At 49.6% G+C, this 17,152-nt stretch carries 17 protein-coding genes; 8 read left to right on the top strand and 9 right to left on the bottom strand.

What is annotated here, in order from left to right:
* Positions 1-531, top strand: a 531-nt coding sequence (locus OOT00_RS15100) for a hypothetical protein (protein WP_265426253.1), incomplete at its 5' end; no start/stop codon positions are given.
* A gap of 80 nt (positions 532-611) precedes the next feature.
* Here the strand turns inward: OOT00_RS15100 and OOT00_RS15095 are convergent.
* The 7 genes from OOT00_RS15095 to OOT00_RS15065 form a co-directional block, all read right to left on the bottom strand.
* Positions 612-1,613, bottom strand: coding sequence for a cyclic nucleotide-binding domain-containing protein (locus OOT00_RS15095; protein ID WP_265426252.1), 1,002 nt, complete (start codon positions 1,611-1,613; stop codon positions 612-614).
* A 44-nt stretch (positions 1,614-1,657) separates the two neighbouring features.
* Positions 1,658-2,041, bottom strand: coding sequence for an acyl-CoA thioesterase (locus OOT00_RS15090; RefSeq protein ID WP_265426251.1), 384 nt, complete (start codon positions 2,039-2,041; stop codon positions 1,658-1,660).
* Entirely contained in the window at positions 2,038-2,982 is a 945-nt protein-coding gene (locus tag OOT00_RS15085) for a thioredoxin family protein (RefSeq protein ID WP_265426250.1), read from the bottom strand. Before OOT00_RS15085 ends, OOT00_RS15090 begins: the two co-directional genes overlap by 4 nt.
* The gene (locus tag OOT00_RS15080; RefSeq protein ID WP_265426249.1) at positions 2,979-3,410 is read right to left on the bottom strand and encodes a hypothetical protein; all 432 of its coding nucleotides are present in this window, start codon (positions 3,408-3,410) and stop codon (positions 2,979-2,981) included. Before OOT00_RS15080 ends, OOT00_RS15085 begins: the two co-directional genes overlap by 4 nt.
* A gap of 63 nt (positions 3,411-3,473) precedes the next feature.
* A complete protein-coding gene (locus OOT00_RS15075; RefSeq protein ID WP_265426247.1) occupies positions 3,474-4,604 on the bottom strand; it encodes an AI-2E family transporter in 1,131 nt (376 codons plus the stop codon).
* Between the two features lie 76 nt (positions 4,605-4,680).
* A complete protein-coding gene (locus tag OOT00_RS15070) occupies positions 4,681-6,972 on the bottom strand; it encodes a response regulator (protein ID WP_265426246.1) in 2,292 nt (763 codons plus the stop codon).
* Positions 6,969-7,331 (bottom strand): hypothetical protein, encoded by a 363-nt coding sequence (locus tag OOT00_RS15065; protein WP_265426245.1) that lies wholly within the window; start codon positions 7,329-7,331, stop codon positions 6,969-6,971. The genes OOT00_RS15070 and OOT00_RS15065 overlap by 4 nt, the downstream gene beginning before the upstream one ends.
* A gap of 354 nt (positions 7,332-7,685) precedes the next feature.
* Here OOT00_RS15065 and OOT00_RS15060 point away from each other — a divergent pair, with 354 nt between their 5' ends.
* Both OOT00_RS15060 and OOT00_RS15055 read left to right on the top strand, forming a co-directional pair.
* Positions 7,686-8,060 (top strand): MerR family transcriptional regulator, encoded by a 375-nt coding sequence (locus tag OOT00_RS15060; protein ID WP_265426244.1) that lies wholly within the window; start codon positions 7,686-7,688, stop codon positions 8,058-8,060.
* A 95-nt stretch (positions 8,061-8,155) separates the two neighbouring features.
* Positions 8,156-9,034, top strand: a complete 879-nt coding sequence (locus OOT00_RS15055; RefSeq protein ID WP_265426243.1) for an LOG family protein — start codon at positions 8,156-8,158, stop codon at positions 9,032-9,034.
* 129 nt (positions 9,035-9,163) lie between these two features.
* Here the strand turns inward: OOT00_RS15055 and OOT00_RS15050 are convergent, their stop codons facing one another.
* Complete coding sequence (locus tag OOT00_RS15050; protein WP_265426242.1) at positions 9,164-10,495, bottom strand: (Fe-S)-binding protein; 1,332 nt, start codon at positions 10,493-10,495, stop codon at positions 9,164-9,166.
* A 772-nt stretch (positions 10,496-11,267) separates the two neighbouring features.
* Between OOT00_RS15050 and OOT00_RS15045 the strand changes: the two genes are divergently transcribed.
* The 4 genes from OOT00_RS15045 (at position 11,268) to OOT00_RS15030 (ending at position 15,960) form a co-directional block, all read left to right on the top strand.
* Positions 11,268-12,488, top strand: a complete 1,221-nt coding sequence (locus OOT00_RS15045; protein ID WP_265426241.1) for an LL-diaminopimelate aminotransferase — start codon at positions 11,268-11,270, stop codon at positions 12,486-12,488.
* Positions 12,489-12,623: 135 nt separating this feature from the next.
* Positions 12,624-13,781, top strand: coding sequence for an ATP-binding protein (locus OOT00_RS15040; RefSeq protein ID WP_265426240.1), 1,158 nt, complete (start codon positions 12,624-12,626; stop codon positions 13,779-13,781).
* Positions 13,778-15,196, top strand: coding sequence for a DUF2201 family putative metallopeptidase (locus OOT00_RS15035; RefSeq protein WP_265426239.1), 1,419 nt, complete (start codon positions 13,778-13,780; stop codon positions 15,194-15,196). The genes OOT00_RS15040 and OOT00_RS15035 overlap by 4 nt, the downstream gene beginning before the upstream one ends.
* A 26-nt stretch (positions 15,197-15,222) precedes the next feature.
* The gene (locus OOT00_RS15030) at positions 15,223-15,960 is read left to right on the top strand and encodes a hypothetical protein (protein ID WP_265426238.1); all 738 of its coding nucleotides are present in this window, start codon (positions 15,223-15,225) and stop codon (positions 15,958-15,960) included.
* A 46-nt stretch (positions 15,961-16,006) separates the two neighbouring features.
* Here the strand turns inward: OOT00_RS15030 and OOT00_RS15025 are convergent, their stop codons facing one another.
* Positions 16,007-16,537: a hypothetical protein gene (locus OOT00_RS15025; protein ID WP_265426237.1), complete on the bottom strand. Its 531-nt coding sequence runs from the start codon at positions 16,535-16,537 to the stop codon at positions 16,007-16,009.
* Between the two features lie 383 nt (positions 16,538-16,920).
* Between OOT00_RS15025 and OOT00_RS15020 the strand changes: the two genes are divergently transcribed.
* On the top strand, positions 16,921-17,152 hold a 232-nt coding region (locus tag OOT00_RS15020), incomplete at its 3' end, for a transposase (RefSeq protein ID WP_265426236.1).

Below are 17,152 nucleotides of genomic sequence, written 5' to 3'. Positions count from 1 at the left end.
GCGGAAGAAGCTGCACGTATAAGAATGGAAGAAGAGGCCCGCTTACAGGCAGAAGAAGAAGCTGCCAGACTGCTAGCGGAAAAACGGGCACAGTCCGCTGCCATCACAAAGAATCTTCTCACAGGAGCAGCCTGCCTTGCCGCCCTTTTTACCCTTGTGATCGGTGCCAGTATTTTCAATGCCAGCCAGTATTTTATCAAAACCAGCCAGGATTCCATTGAAATATGGAAAGGTGCTTTTTCACCAAGGGGGCAGAAACATATTATCAGCCTTCCCGCAACAGCTGCACCGGAAACATTGAAAGATGTTTATACCCGGGGAGAAGTTCTGCCCATAGCCTTTCATTTCTATCTGGAAAAAGCCAAAGAAGAAGCTTTGAGACCAGGCACACCGAACTTCAAGGCCGTTGAAAAACTTTTGAAACAGGCCAAGTCCTACGCAAGCACGCCCGGTGAGCATAAAATCATTGAGGTTCAGCTCCAGAATATTGAAAAAACCATAACGACGTATAAAGAAGAAATAAAGCTGTAAACACCTCCGTTAAAAAGGGCGGTCCTCTCTGGGCTGCCCTTTTCATTCCCTCTGTTTCACAGCATCCCCAGCCCCGCTGATCAGGCAAACAGCATGGGGTTCAGGAGTTTTTCAAACCGAACATGTACGGAATGCTCATTCTGTAAATGAGAGAGAACACCCGTAACCACCCCCTTGCAAACAACAGGCTGCGCATTCACAGATTTTGCCAGAACAAACTTCATACCCAGCACCTTGCCCAGCAGCTGATGGATGCCCTTTTCATTGGCGGTTTTCACATAAAACGACAGGCCACCCGCCGAAATGTCCGACAATCGCCCTTTAAAAATTTTCTGTTGTTCACTTCCCTGCGCACCTCCGGCAGACACAATCTGAAAAACAATGAGCCCTTGGGCAGGAACACGTTTATGCGCACGCCTGTTAATTCCCTTTGACTGCAACACCTCACTGGCAGAACGCTTCTCCATGCAGAAATCCAGCAACTTGGGCCGTAAAGCCGGAACTGTTTCGTCCAGAACAGCCAGAGCCTCTTTTTTCAACGTCCGGCAACATCCCGCGCTAAGCGCCATAAGGCTTGTCGTACAGATACTTGCTCGGAAAAAAGTATCTTCTCCAGCAAATTCCCCCGGGCCAATACGCCGAACGAGCGCTTCTGAGCCCTTATCCGAAACGGAAACAAGCTGAAGCGCCCCCTGATCCACAAAGAAAAGGACATCATTTTTTTTATGCTGCTGAAACAGGATGGTACCCGCTTCAAAGGAGAGTTCACTGGAGGCAAAAAAAAAGGCACTTCGCTCTTCCGGCACCAGCCGCGCATACCATGATTTCCAGATCGCCATATGTTTTTTGTCAATGGCTTTATTTTTCTCCTGCTGAATTTTTTCTGCGGCAGCAACAATAGGACCAATGGCAAGGGAATCTATATCCATCATCTTCTGGTGTAACTGCTCTGCGGCCCTGAATTGTTTCTTTTCAGAAAGAAACACCACAAGCTCCAAAAGAAGATCTATAGCCTCTGACGTGCGGCCAGCCGCGAGAAGGGCCTTCAGCTGACCCTCTTTGCATTTAATATATTCTTTCATCTCCCCCCTCACCTGAAAAGCCCGCGGAAGCACAGCCAGGCCTATCAGGCCTCCCGTGAACGAAACTGCGTTATTCTCGGCAAAGGCTGCTTGTTTCCCGCCGTATCCAGCCCCACAAAGGTAACACAGGTAGAAAATACCTCTTCCTCACCCAGCGATCCCGGCAAATCCGCGTACACCGATACCCGATAGGAAACAGAGGTTCGCCCCAGACGATCGGGAAGAATCTCAAATCGAAGAATGGAACCACTGGGCGCACGTTTTCGGAACTGTACATCATCCATGGCAACGGTTACCAAAGTACAGCCACAAAAATCCCTTGAGGCCACAAGCCACGCATTTTCATCTACCCAACGCAGCATGGCCCCACCAAAAAGATACCCATGATGATTGAGGTGCTCCGGTCTTACGATGGTGTAAGTATTCAACACCCCTCCTTCAACAAGTTTTCGAGGGCATCCTCAACGGCCTCTTTGAGCCCTGCATCCTCCTGAGATAAAAGGCTTTGCAGCCGGGGTTCCCAGACCTCTCTTCTGCCAAACCCCATGAGGTAGACCATATCCCCAAACACAACAGGCTCTAGGGCATTTCTTTTTACCCACAAGGCCTCCAGAAGCACCTCGCCCAATGCCGGTTCAGTAAGAATCAGGCTTTCCGATGCAACCATAGCTCCCAGCCGGATCGTCCACTTTTCATGGGTCAGTAAGTCATAGAAGGCAGGGGGAATGCATTGTTTCTCTCTCATCAAAGAAACAAGGCGCTGGGCATCCCCGCTTTCAAGGATATTCTGCAGAGTCTGCAAATCCAGAAAACCCGTGCTTCTGTTGTATAGGCTTTGCTCTAGATCTGCAGCCCGGATCATTCCAGTCCATCTCAGTGACTGTTCTTCTCCCACAACCATTAAAGTTGGCACAGCCATAACCTGCCATTGCTGAGCCATATCCGGGCAATCATCCACATTCACAACCTCAAGGGAAATCAGATCATTCTTCACAAAAGCCGAAACCATACGCAGCATAGCCGGACAATGGGGACAGTGGCTGCTCACAAAAAGCCTTAACACTACAGAATCCTTCAATTCTTCTGCAGGCAAGTCATTATTTTCCAAAATCTGTACCAAAAAATTCTTAAAAAAAACAAGGTCACCGTGGGCAGGAATGCCACGAAAAGACAAGCCTCTCTCTTCCAGAATAAAACCGGCACAATCCTTGTCCTCTTCCGGGCCGTGGTCCAGCATGACACCCTCGAGACTCTCACTCAACGACACGACAAAGGCCTTCAGGCTGTCATTCCGGGCATAATTTCCGACCAGCCGCAGTCGAAACTCGCTGCCTGCCGATCTCATACGGGCCTGCAAACTTTCTTTCATGATGAGCTCCCTTCACCACCACGTCTTTCTTCCGGATTGATCATCATAAAGGGTATACGCTTTTCCTGACCAAGAGCAGGCTGATTTTCTTCCCATGAAACAATACGGCAGGCATTCATTTCTTCACTGGGTGCCACACAGTCAATGAACGGCTGTTCCGGATCTCCAGCAAAGGATTGATAGTTAATCAGAACTGCCTCCGATTCCGGAATCTGATCAAGGGCAATAAACTGAGCAAGATAAATGTGACAAAGGCCTTCAAAAAAATCCGTATGCACCTGCAACTCAGCCACTCTTTTGCGAAACATCTCTTTTGCATCCTCAGGAGAAGTAGCTTTTACCATCAACTGAAACTCACCGTGCCGCCGATCCAGAGGCTCAGATGCCTGTTGATTAGTCAGGAGAATAAAATTACCGATATAAACCATAGCGACAACCCCTTTGCAAAGAATCGGACACAAAAAGCATGCCTGATACGAGTAACAGCCCAACTAACTTCGGTCCTGATACCGTAGAAAACCGGCAAACTCAACCTGATAAATATACAAAAATACTGATGCCATACCAAAAATCAGAGGACCGTACAGAAGCCCTGCCAGCCCGAAAAGCTGCAAGCCACCCAGAATGGCAAAAAAAACAAGAACCCCGTTCATCTGTGCCCCTCCACGCATGAAAAGAGGCCTCAAAATATTGTCCAGAGACCCCACAACAACAAGGCACCAGGCCAGAAGCCCAAGAGCTTTCACTGTTTCACCGGTCACCCAGAGCCAGATAACAGCCGGAACCCATATCAACGCCGTCCCTACCACAGGAATCAAAGAAGCAAAGGCCATCATGGCCCCCCAGAATACTCCCGGCAGCCCCACCATAAAAAAAGCTGCTCCCCCGGCCAGACCCTGGGCCAAAGAAGTCATAAACGTTCCAACAAATACCGAGCGCACAAGCAGACCAAGACGCTCAAAAATGCGTCTTTCCTGGCTACCGGACAAAGGAGACAGATGAAACAGGAGGGAAAGAATGGCCTGATGATTACGTATTGCCACAAAAAAGACCAGAAGCATCAGAAAAAAATGCAGCAGCAGTACCCCAAGGTTTCCCGCAAGCACTCCTCCCTGGCGAACCAGAAAACGCAGACCGGAACTCGCTGTTTTCAACAGCACGCCCTGTATATCCAGGCTTCTGATATCAAAATCAGGATAAAAGTATACTATTTTATCCATCCATGCCCCCTGGAGCCCTGTAAAAAAAGCAGCGAGCCATCCCTCTATCCGCGCAGGACCCCCTCCGACAACCCAGGCCTGCAGTGTTTGGAAAAACATGATACCCTGGCTGATAACGGCCCCAGTGATAAGAAACGCCGGAACAACAACCACTAAAACCAGTACCAGGGTACTGATACTGGCGGCTATGGTTTTTCTACCACCAAGGCTGCGCTCCATGTACTGATGGAGTGGATGGCAGGCCATGGCCAGGAGCAGACCCAGTAAAACGGGATGACGGTACGGCCACAGGAGACAGGCCACTCCGAAAAAACCCGCAGCCAGACAAAAAAGAAGAACAGCACCGGCAGAAGTACGGTACCTGCCCTTTTTCATTGACGCATACCGTCGGTAAGAAACCATAAGCCCAAGCCCCTTTTTTCAGCTCCTGTCCATAACCGCAAAACCACAATCCGACTCTCCGTACAAAAGACTGCTTTCAGAGTTCCATTTCATCTAAAAGAATACGGGCCTCCTTATGCACCTCTTCACAAGATTGCCGAAAACCATTATATATCATGGGAATGCGGTCCTTCTCATTCTCAATCAGTACTTTCTGCAGATTTTCACCCAGAACGGCAGCTCTGCGAGCAGCAAGATACCGCAGTGCTCCTGTAAGCTTGTGAGCCAGCCTGCCAAAGGTTTCATAATCTTCTTCCTCAAGAGCCCTGTCCATAATGGCAAGTTCCTGAGGATGACTATCGATGCAGTTTCGCAGAAGAACCCGCTGCACCCTTGGATTATCACCTACAATGGCAACCAGTGCTTCCCGGTCAATGGCGGAACCCTGGCCCTCAACGCAGACAGCTTCGCTATTTTGCCGAAAAGTCGCTCCTGTCTTCAGATATTTTATCAGTACCTTCTCCAGATTTTGTTTACGTAAAGGCTTTGTCAAATAATCATCCATGCCCGCAGCCAAAAAACGCTCCCTGTCTCCCATAAGGGCATGGGCAGTCAGAGCAATAACCGGCAAACGGCTTCCGTAATGCCTGCGGATTTCAGCCGTGGCCTCAAAACCATCCATTTCCGGCATCTGTCCGTCCATCAGAACAAGATCCGGCAAGCCCTCTTTCTCCAGCCACTCCAGCGCTTTTTTCCCATTTTCAACTGAGTAGACGGCAAAACCAAGGGATCTCAGCACTCCTTCAGCAACTTCTCTATTCACAGGATGGTCTTCCACCAGCAGCACACGATACCCCTTGCCCGATGTCAACATTGGCTCTTTGTCACTTTCCAGTCCCCGGCCAGATATTTCCAGAGATGAAACAAGCGGCAATATCATTTCAAACCAGAAGAGAGTTCCCTCTCCGTTACGGGAGCGAAACCCCACCGTTCCTCCCATTTTTTCTATAAGCTGTCGTGAAATATAAAGCCCCAAGCCGGATCCACCATATTTTCTGGTTGTGGATGCATCCCCCTGAGAGAAAGCCCTGAAAATTCTTGCTTTAATCTCATCAGGTATGCCCACACCCGTGTCCTCCACCTCAACACGAAACCGTACTCCATGAGAATTGCGGCTTTTCATGACAAGTCGAAGGTCGATGCGCCCCCTTTGGGTAAATTTCATGGCATTACCCACAAAGTTCAGAAGTATCTGCCGGAAACGGGAAGGATCGCCCAATAATTTTTCCGGAATCCGGGGATCAACATCCACATCAAAGGTCAAATTTTTGTCACGGATAGCAGGCCCCAGGATACGGCGCACAGCCTCAATCACGTCTACAGGAGAAAAGGGAATCCATTCCAGCTCCAGCCTTCCTGCCTCTATTTTGGAAACATCCAAAATATCATCTATCAGGGCAAGGAGTGCTTCTGCCCCTGATTCGATATGAAAAGCCCAGTTCTTCTGTTCCGGGTTCAGGGGACTTTCCTGCAAAAGCCCGAGCATACCCGTGATTGCATTCATGGGCGTTCGGATTTCATGGCTCATGTTGGCCAGAAAAGCAGTCTTGGCCTTATTCGCCCTTTCCGCTTCTTCCTTTGCCTCCGTAAGGGAACGGGCGATGGCTTCCTTAGCCCGTATTTCTCTGGCAAGCTCCCTGTTCAGGGTTTCGACCTTATCCTTCTCCCGCTCCAGAAAGGCAATAAGCCCCCTGTTTTCATCTCGTATTTCAAATGTTTCCCGCAAGGCACCGGAGAGGTGACGAGTCATGCTCATCATCAGCAGGAGATAGACAATGGTGAGCCCTCCGGCGCTGAAGTGAAGCGGAGTTCCAGCCATAAAAAAACGGACAATCACAGGGGTAAGAACAATCAAGGTATAAGCCACAACCATTCTGGGAACTGCGGCATAAACACCCGTTGTGCCTGCCGCCATTCCGCAAAGCACGAGACAGAGAAAAGCCTGCGCCTGCACACTTTCTTCCGGAAAAAAGAAAAAGCCCGCAGCACCCCAGAGAATCGCACTGAGCATCAGACCAGCCTGAAAATGCCTGCCCCATTTTTCAGGCTTGAGATCCCGTCCCCCATCCCGCCCATAAGCCCAGCTATTGCCATAGCGCAATATCACAGCAATAAGATGCACCAGGAACCATAGCAGAAGAAAAAAACGTGGCACCCACTCCCATAAAATCCAGACAAGAAAGAGTCCATTGATCACAGCTGCGGCCATGATACTGCGACTCTGCCGGTAAATCAGCTGAATCTGTTCCCGGTAATAAGGAGACACGCACGGATCACCGCAGGCAGCCTGGTTCACTTTTTTCTTAACCCCAGCCCAAAAAATTATCATGATGGCGCCATTCCCGCCCTGCCTGAATCCGCCTGAGTCTCCGATGGTTTTTCCGGAAAAAGCTCTCCACTGTTTTCAAGAATCATATCCGAAAGTTCCGGATGATGACGCACAACAGCATTCAGAGCCTGCCCCCTCTTTTCCGCTAAAAGTTCCAGATGGGCAAGGTTTTCTTTCTGCTTTTCAAGCAGGGCATTCAACTGCACGCGCACCCGTTCTTCCGTTTTTTTTAAAAGATTGTAGACCAGCACCAATGCCATGGTTTCAAAAAAAATGGCAACCATAAATCCCACAACAAAACCACCTTCATAACCATAATAAACGCACATCATTGCTAAAACAGCGGTTACTAAAACCATGAAACTTCATCTCCCCTATTGAAAGGCAGCCACCGCAGTACCGCAGACTCTCAGGCTCAGGCTTTTTCCGGCTGCACGCAAAACTTCCAGCAGTCCTGCCCCCTCTCCAAGCCTATAAACTTTTTCATTTCAGAGAAAGACCGGATAATTTCAGCCACAAATAAAAATTTTATTTTCGGCTAGTTACTATACAGGAACCATCATAATGAAAAAAGCCTGAAAAACATTGTACCCATGTTTTCAGGAAATAGAACCCATTGTGCAAAAAAAGTGGACCCAACCATTAATGCCGCATTGCATCAATACCAAATAATATTTATACTTGAGCGTATAAAAACAGTTTAAGGGGGTCTTATGAAGATACAAAGTGTTTGTCACCTGACAGGACTCCGCAAAGCAACACTGCGGTACTACGAACGGGTGGGACTTCTTCTTAATATTCAGCGCGACCCTTCCGGCCACCGGGAATATGATCCCAACCAGCTGGACTGGATTGCTCTGGTCAAAAGACTTCGGGAAACGGGCATGCCCGCCTCACAGATTCGCATACTGGCCCGCATCAGAAACGAAGACGGGAAAAATGCTTCGGAAGGATGCCGTATCCTGGAAGCTCACAGAGAAAAAGTAGAACGTATGCTCAAAGAAACCATGACACACCTCAGAGTTCTGGATGAAAAAATTCATTTTTTCAAACAGAAATCAAAGGCCGGGACAAACGAAAAAAACTAAGCATATAAAAAGCACTGTTTTTTCCCATATTCACGGGTATAATGAATTCTTGGGCAAAGACCCTAAACAGGATATTCAGACCCAGGGAGACAACAATGAGTGTAATGCAGTATCCCCGTGGAGCCTTCCCCTCCGCAGACATGGATGCCAAACGCGCCCAGCAGATTGAAGAAACGGAGCAAACCCTTTCACCGGCTTACCGACTGGCCTTTCTTGATGAAGACCTGCTGGTCCGAAGCAGCCTGCGGCCTGTACGGCTCCAGCTCGAAATGATGAAACCTGAAATTGTTCTCACAGAAGAGGGTATCGAATCAACCATCGTTATTTTTGGCAGCGCCCGCCTTCCGGATCCGCAAACAGCCCTTAGCACCATGGAGGAAGCCAGACGTCAGCTGGCTCAGGATCCGGAAGACAGAAACCGCGTCCAAACACTCAAACAGACAGAACGTGCCCTTGAAATGAGCCGTTACTACGATGAAGCAAGGAAACTTGCCCGTCTTGTTTCAGAAAACACAGGTCCCAACCGTCACGTTGTCATTACAGGCGGTGGCGGTGGCATTATGGAAGCAGCTAATCGGGGAGCCCATGATGTCAATGCCAAAAGCATCGGTCTCAACATTGTCCTGCCTTTTGAACAGGCACCTAACGAATATATCACACCGGAACTCTGTTTTCAGTTCCACTACTTTGCCATAAGAAAAATGCATTTTCTCATGCGGGCCAAGGCTCTGGTGGCCTTTCCCGGTGGTTTCGGAACCCTGGATGAGCTGTTTGAAGCCTTAACCCTCATTCAGACCGGAAAAATGGAAAAACTCCCCGTTCTTCTTTTCGGAAAAGAGTTTTGGCATAACCTCATCAATTTTGACTATCTTGTTGAACAGGGAACCATCTCCCAATCGGATCTTTCCCTCTTCCAGTATGTCAGTACGGCAGAGGAAGCCTGGGAAATTATCCGAGCCTCCAATGGTCTCTGAACAAGAGCTCGCCATAAAGGGATCAAGCAGAGCCAACACAGCACTGCCCCGATCATAAACAAAACCCCCGACCATTCTTTGCGTAAGAATGGCCGGGGGTTTATGATTATTCGTACAGTTCAACTCAGCCTATTCGTCATCTTCCTCAGTTTTGGGAAGGTTAACTTCCTGAAGCTCCGGTCCCAGATAGGTTCTTTCACTGGGTGCAAGAATTCCCAGAGAAAGACAGATGATGGTCCACAAATGCACCACATGGTAATGGGCACCATAGTGCTCACTCAGCTCATGGATCTGGGCGTGACAGTTGTGACACCCCGCAATACAGTAGGTGGCACCCGTGGCCTGAATCTGGGAATCCTTCATTTTTCCGTACTGCAGGCGCTCTTCCTTATATCCGCTCTGGAGATAGCCTCCACCCCCGCCGCAACAGAAATTATTGGACTTGTTGGGATACATATCAATGAAGTTTTCTTCGCCCACACAGGATTTGACAACAAAACGGAGGTTGTCCGCAGCCCTGTCGCCAAAGGTCTTGCGGATAATCTGACAGGGATCCTGCACCGTGAACTTGATTCCAAGCTCCTTGTTCCAGTCTGAGTTGACGGGAAGCTTGCCTTCACGAATCCAGTCTGCGTAGTAGTTGTAGATATTTTCGATTTTTTCTACGTTGGTGTCCACATTGAACTTTTTCTGTCCTGCCAGGACAGAGAAGGTAACGTGCCCTCATTCAGTGTTGAGGAAAACCTTGCACCCCAGTTCATCGGCCTTGCCCAGCGTCCCCCTTGTATGCTTTTCCCAGGAAGGATCATCGGCAAGGAAAAGACAGTAATTCTCACCGGCCCAGCCAGTGGAACCATAGGTCCAGTCCGCACCCACAAGATTCAGAATCTTCCAGAGGGGCACCATTTCCTCAGGCTCGACCATGGGTTCACGGGAGTTCTGATTGAGAAAAAAATAGGCGCCCTGCTTGTCGATGGGAGCCTGTAGATCTCTTTCTTCCCATTCAGGCTGCTCTTCCCTCACTTCATCCAGAATATCCTGCACCACAAACTCAAAATCTTCCTGGGTGGTACCCATGGCGCTCAGGGTGGGATTCTTCATGGCCATGTCACAGGAAGCAAGAATACCCTTGGGTCTTTCTTCTCTGGGAGTCAACTTTCTGGCATTGAACACCAGCTGCGGGATATTGATCTGCATGGGGCAGGCATACATGCACCGCGTACACATGCTGCACATCCACACCCATTCACTCTGCCTGATTTCCTCATCCATGCCCAGCGCGGCCATTCTCAGAAACTTCCGGGGGTCCATATCCCGAAGCCCTGTGGCCGGGCAGCCGGAAGCACAGAGACCGCAAGTCAGGCAGGCATTGAGGTTTCCGCCCTCCGGCAGAATCTCCTTCACCTTATCGATGAAGAAGCTGCCCGACTTCTTCTCTATCTTGACTGCTTCTTCCGCCATTTGTGCATTTCCTCCGTTTTGTTTTTCCTCAGAAACATTCTTCCCCCGGTTTCCCATGACAGCAGGAACTCTTCTGTGACGGGCGGTCACAGCTAATGCCGTGAGGAAGTCCGAAATCGGTGGTAACCTGTTTTGGGTTTTGCAGTAACAGGCCACCAGATATGTAGTGCCAGTTCAGAAAATCAGCTTTTGTTCTGCTCTGGCTGCACCTTACACTAAGGATGCCACCAAAGAACTTCAGGCTGTAATCTTACAATACATCCATATTCATCAGGGGGTTACGCTTCTCAGCTTCGAACTCTTACAGAGAAGCCTGATTTCTGACCAGCCACTATTTACACTATTGCCATTTCTTCTCCCTTATTCCAAAGCCTGTGTCAATACCAAATCAAGAAACCATTTGTAAAACAAATCATCATCATTGAAAAGGGCATCGGTTTTTTCTCCATGCCTTTTTTCCATAAAGGGTGGCAAAACCACACCAAGGCAGAAATAAAGTCGGCATAAAAACTAAAAAACAGAATATATGTCTGATTGACAGAGAAAAAACCTTACGATAAAAGTAATGGAGGTGATAAAAGAAAACGGTTCGTCAGCCAAGACGATCCCCTCACAGCTTTCTCCATGAAATATGTTTTGACAATGTAAATTAGTCACATTTTTTCATTTCTACCCCAAAAAGTGAACACCAATATCCTCTGAACACGACGCCCGGTGCCAGCAGCTCCCCACCGCCCGTCATCAGCCAACGACCAGTAAAGGACCATCAGCCATGATACGGATGAACAGCCATTACAAAAAACTGAAAGCCTCCTACCTTTTTTCCGACATTGCCAAAAGAGTTACGGCATTTCAGGAAAACAACCCCGGAACGCCTGTCATCCGGCTGGGCATCGGAGATGTCACCCGCGCGCTCCCCCAGGCCTGCGTCCAGGCCCTGCATAAAGCCGTGGATGAGATGTCCATGGATCAGAGTTTCAAAGGCTACGGACCCGAGCAGGGCTATGCCTTTCTGCGGGAGGCCATTGCTGCCAACGATTTTCAATCCAGAGGGTGTGCCATTGACCCGGATGAAATCTTTGTCAGTGACGGTGCCAAGTGCGATACCGGCAACTTCCAGGAACTCTTTGCCACGGACATCCGCGTAGCCATCCCGGATCCTGTTTATCCTGTCTATCTCGACACCAATATCATGGCCGGAAGGACCGGCGAGTTCCTGGAAGGTCGCTATCAGGGTATCGTTTATCTGGACAGCACCAAGGAAAACGGCTTTGTTCCCTCCATACCCGCCCAGTCTGTGGACCTTATTTATCTCTGCTATCCCAATAACCCCACTGGTGCCACAGCCACCAGAAGCCAGCTGCAGGAGTGGGTGGATTACGCCCGCAGGGAAAAAGCCCTCATTCTATTTGACGCTGCCTATGAAGCCTTTATTACGGACCCGGATATTCCCCACTCCATCTATGAAATCCCCGGTGCCCGGGAAGTGGCCGTGGAATTCCGAAGTTTTTCCAAAACCGCAGGTTTTACCGGTACCCGCTGCGCCTTTACGGTTGTTCCCAAGGACTGCAGGGTCTTTGATGAAAACGGAGACTCTTACTTTCTCCATGGGCTCTGGAATCGACGTCACTCCACCAAATTCAATGGCGTTTCCTATCCCATCCAGAAAGCTGCCGAAGCTGTTTACAGCCCGGAAGGAAAGATTCAGGTCAAAGAACTGATAAAAGGATATCTGGAAAATGCCGCCATTATCCGCAAGGCAATGGCAGAACTCGGTTTTGATTGTGTAGGCGGTGACAACTCACCTTATATATGGGTGGACGGCCGCAGTGATTCGTGGGAGTTCTTTGACAGACTTCTCAAGGCAGGTGTGGTCTGCACTCCGGGTGCCGGTTTCGGCCGCTGCGGCGAAGGCTATATCCGGATATCCGCTTTTAATTCCAAAGAGCAGGTAGAAGCAGCCATGGGAAGGATAGCCAAGGCCCTATCCTGATACATCCTCAGCCCCCTTAGCATCCCGCCTTTTCCTGTCAGCTCCCCGGATCAATCCCATGGTCCGGGGATTTTTTTCTTGCCTTTTTTATTTTGCGTCCTATCATTTCACTATTTGAAATACCATGGAGGCCGCATGCAGAAAGAACCCGTAGATATCCACATTAAAGAGCTCGATGACATTCTGGACCATTACCTTGATGCCGCAGGCAGGCTGAATTATGCCATCAAGATTGTCGGACACCCCGGTATTGGCAAAAGCTCCGTGGTCCGACAGGCAGCAGAACGTAAGAATTTTCTTTTTATCGATACGCGCCTTGCCTTCAAGGAAAATATCGACCTCGGAGGCTATCCCGTTCCCGACCACGAGAATCAGCGCATGATCTACTTTCGGCCCCGCTTTATTCCCCCGGAAAGGGTTCCCGAAGAGCACGAAGGCATACTGTGGTTTCTGGATGAAGCCAACCGGGCCCATCCCACAGTTATCCAGACCCTGTTTCAGATCATAACCGAAGGCCGTTGCGGAGAGCATCTGCTACCGGACAGAACTGCCATCGTACTGGCCGGAAACCTCGGAGAAGAAGACAGTACCACCATCACAGACTTTGATGATGCGGCGCTTGACGGCAGGCTCGCCCTCTTTCACCTGAAGCCCAGAGCCATAGACTGGCTCCGCTGGGCTGCAGCGAGAGAAGTGCACCCCGCCATTCTCCGTTATATTTCCCTTTTCCCTGAAAAACTCTGGGATGAACACCGCATCCATCCCAACCCCCGCGGATGGCATCAGGTTTCCCAGGCCCTGATCACAGCCTACGGCATCAAGTCCGAAAAAGATCTGGCGAACCGCCTCAGGGAGACAGAACGCAACAGCCTTGAAAAACTCATGATATCTCTGATAGGCGACCTTGCCTGCTTTGACTTTATCCGCCAGCTCACCCACCCCCGGCAGATCAGCACATCAGACATCCTGACAGGCAACAGGGGGAAACTGGAATCTGCGCGCAAAGAAGAAATCCTCACGGAAGATCTGTTATGGGCCATGACCGGTGCCATCTCCCACCTGAGGGAACAACTCATGGCCCAACAGGGTATACCGGGCAAGGAGGACCTCATCCAGCTTGGCCATCTTCTCTGCTTTATCGCCACCTGCCGCAGTGACAGCAGGATTGCCTTCTGCCATCTTCTGATCCGGGAGTGTGGTCTTCTAACCCTGGTACCCGGAGCGCTTACCAGCATCCGACCGGAAGGTGAGGCAGAAAAAATCCGCCTTTCCATCGAGGCTCTGCTGTCATGAGGCCCGTTCTCCACTCCGCATGGGAGGCAGTGCTGGAAGAACTATGGAAGCAAAGCCGCTTTACATCCTATTTTTATCAGAGCGTCCAGTTTACGCAAACCAGCACAGTCCCGACACTGGCCCTTTCCATGGACAGCATGAGGCCCGTACTGCTGTATAATCCTGACTTCGTGGCAACCCAGAACAAAGACATTCTCAAAACCCTTCTGGTGCATGAACTGCTTCATATCGTCAACGGTCATGATCACAGACAACTCAAAGACCATGAGCCCTATCTGCAGAACCTTGCCCAGGACATGGTAATCAACAGTTTTCTGCGCAACCGGTCCGATCGTTTTTTCTCATCATCGGACGGTAGTGCGTCCAGTCTCATAATTCCGGAGGATATACCGGGTATACCCGATGCGTTTTTCGAGGAAACAGGAGAAAAAGATCCCACATGGGAAATGGTCTATCACTGGTTTGGCAGACGGGGTCCGGAATCTCTGAGGATCTTCAGTGATGCCATACGTGACATGTTCCGGGATCTGAAAAAACCACCCCGAAACAAAATACCGGATAAGGGCATGGTTCATTATACGGATGAAGAGGAAAATCAAAGCTCCGAAGATAAGGGGCTCATTCCGGAAGGTCTCTGCCTTGTGGACAAAAAAGGCGAAGCCCTGCCCACGGGCACCCACCTTTTTCTGGGCACCATGGAAAAGCGACAGCTCCAGGCCCAGCTTCGCAAAGTCATGGATCTTGCCAAAAACGACCCCATGACTCCGGAAGACAGGGTTTTTGAAACACTGAGCCGTATGATGACAGCCATCACCCGTTTTCAGAACCCCCCATGGGAACGGAGACTCCGAAGTATTCTGGACCGCAACACCCACTCCAATGAATGGGAATATACCCGAACCCGCTTCAACCGACGTTATCTGCCCCATGGGATCTACTCCAGTGGCCGCATGTTCCGGGAAAAGGAATTGCTTACCGTCTGTGTGGACGTATCCTCTTCCATGACCACAGCTCCCGGCGAAATGGCAAAAGCCTTCGGGGTTATTGAAGGCATGCTGAATCGCTACCGGGTCAACCTGCTCTGTGTGGATGAAAGGGTATTTGTTCCACGAATCCGCCAAAACAAACTGGAAAAACAGCAGGATCTCAGCAGACCCTACTTCTACAGAAAAGGGGACTGGAAACATCTGGAAACCGGGAATTCCGGCACAACCTTCTTTGCCCCTCTTTTCAATACCTACATGAAAAAACACAGGGAACTGCTTGTGGTAATCACAGACGGCTACATCCACGACATGGGCAGGCTACACCCCTACGCATCCACACTCTGGCTCATCTCCTCCAGCCGAAAAGAACCCTTTGAACCGCCCTTTGGCAAGGTAATGGCCATACCTGCAGAAAGCCAGCACGCATGAAACATGAAAAGCTTCACAGAGCCGTGATGAAGAGACAGATTTCGCCGGAAAAAGGCTTACAGACCCTCAGGAATTCCCCGGATGCCGAAACCCTTTTCCATGCAGGATTGGAGTGGGGTCTTGAAGATACAGACACCCTCCTCAAATTACTCACTTCCACCCGCAACGCAGACTTTCTCTACCGGGCAGGCCTGTACTGGCCACGGATTGATCTGGACAAAGCACAGTGTGGCCTCATGGAACTCAAAGACAGCGAATTCACCTACAGAGCTGGCAGAGCCTGGCGATCTTTTGATGCAAAAATCGGACTAAAAACCCTTAGTGACTGCAAAGACAGCCGCCGTATCTACTATGCGGGGACAGAGTGGAAATCCTTTGACTTCAAGGAAGGGCAGAAGAGCCTGAGTCTGCTGGGAAACGCCGAATTTCTTTTTTATGCAGGCTGCCACTGGCGGCAGTTTGACTATGAAAAAGGGATGAAAAGTCTCCTTGCCGCAGGCAACCTTGCCTTTCTCTTTCAGGCAGGAAAACGCTGGCCTGTCTTTGACCATCTGGCCGCATGGGAACTGTTTGAAAAAAAAATCCGCCATGGCGCCCTGTGGCGGTCCAGAGCTTTGGAAGACGGTATCTGGAAAAAAAAGCTTATTCAAATTTTCAGGCAAGGCTGTGGTCATACAAGCGAAAAATCCTCCCTGCCCCAGCAGGAACCAGCCCGGGGGCCAGGACGTTGGGAAATAGCCTTTGGGCCACCGCCTGCCTCCTGAAACACCTATACCATACTACCATCATCAGCACCTATGGGATGGAGCATCAGGCCATCTGATCCATGAAGCCCTCACGGAGCACACGATATTCACCGGTTACCGTGTTCAGGTCATAGATATTGAAATTGGTACGAACAGAAAAACCTTCATAATGGACGGCAAGATTGAGAGAGGCCGATCCACCCACGCCACTTCGGATTCTGTGAAACACATTGACTGGCCAGACCAGCATTCCACCGCCGTCATGAATCAGCTCCCCATTTTTTATGATTCTGTCTGGAGTCACCACAAAGGTTTCCACTCTGCCATGATCCACTGAGTAGATATCCACGGTCCTTTCCCCGTACAGCACCATAAGATTATCCGCCTGATGGGTGTGCATGTACCAAGGCCTTTCCACGTCGCCCACAGGCCCCGGAGACAATGCTCCACCCGTATGCATCACCCTGTCCATGGAATGAATATCCGGGATAGCGGAATGGGGAAGAATATCGAAGACCACGCCCGGTGTTTTTCTGAACGGCTGCAGAGCAATAATCCGGTACAGACCCTCCACCTCCTCCACAACATGTTTCATGAAGCAATCTCCTGATTTTTGATTGATACAATCCCAACGATTCATGCCAGCTGGGTCAGTTTAAATTACTGGCTCAAACTTCAGATTTGGCGTAAATACTTTATTTTAAAATATAAAATTTAAAAACAGCAAGCTTTTATATAGAAATGCCCCTTAATGTAGTGTATAAGATTATTACCTAAGCAACCAAATCCACTAAAAAAAAGAGGCTTATTTTGATTACAGCACCTAAGATCAAAAATCAACACAGTTTCAGCAGACTCCTTACTGATTTGGACTATGTGGTATCAAAAATAACATTGCGCACTTTACTCTGTTTTGGTTCAGCGTGAATTGGAGAATCCCGATGTTTGAGTTAGACTACGCGAACGGAGGAATTCACCATGCGAAAAAAGCGGCATAATTACTCGGCTCAGGAGAAGGTCACCATTCTCAAGCGGCACCTTGTTGACCGTGTTGCAGTCTCTGATGTATGTGATGAATACGATCTGCAGCCCACGGTTTTCTATCGTTGGCAGAAAGAGTTTTTTGAGAACGGGGCTGCCGTTTTCGAAAAATCCGACTCCGCCAAGAACAGGGCCGAGCAAAAACGCATTGAGCAACTTGAGGCCAAAC

Origin of the sequence: Desulfobotulus pelophilus (assembly GCF_026155325.1) — a bacterium.
In the GTDB taxonomy this organism is placed as follows: domain Bacteria; phylum Desulfobacterota; class Desulfobacteria; order Desulfobacterales; family ASO4-4; genus Desulfobotulus; species Desulfobotulus pelophilus.
The sequence above is the reverse complement of the archived record's forward strand: the minus strand, read 5'-3'. Positions and strand labels throughout refer to the sequence as shown.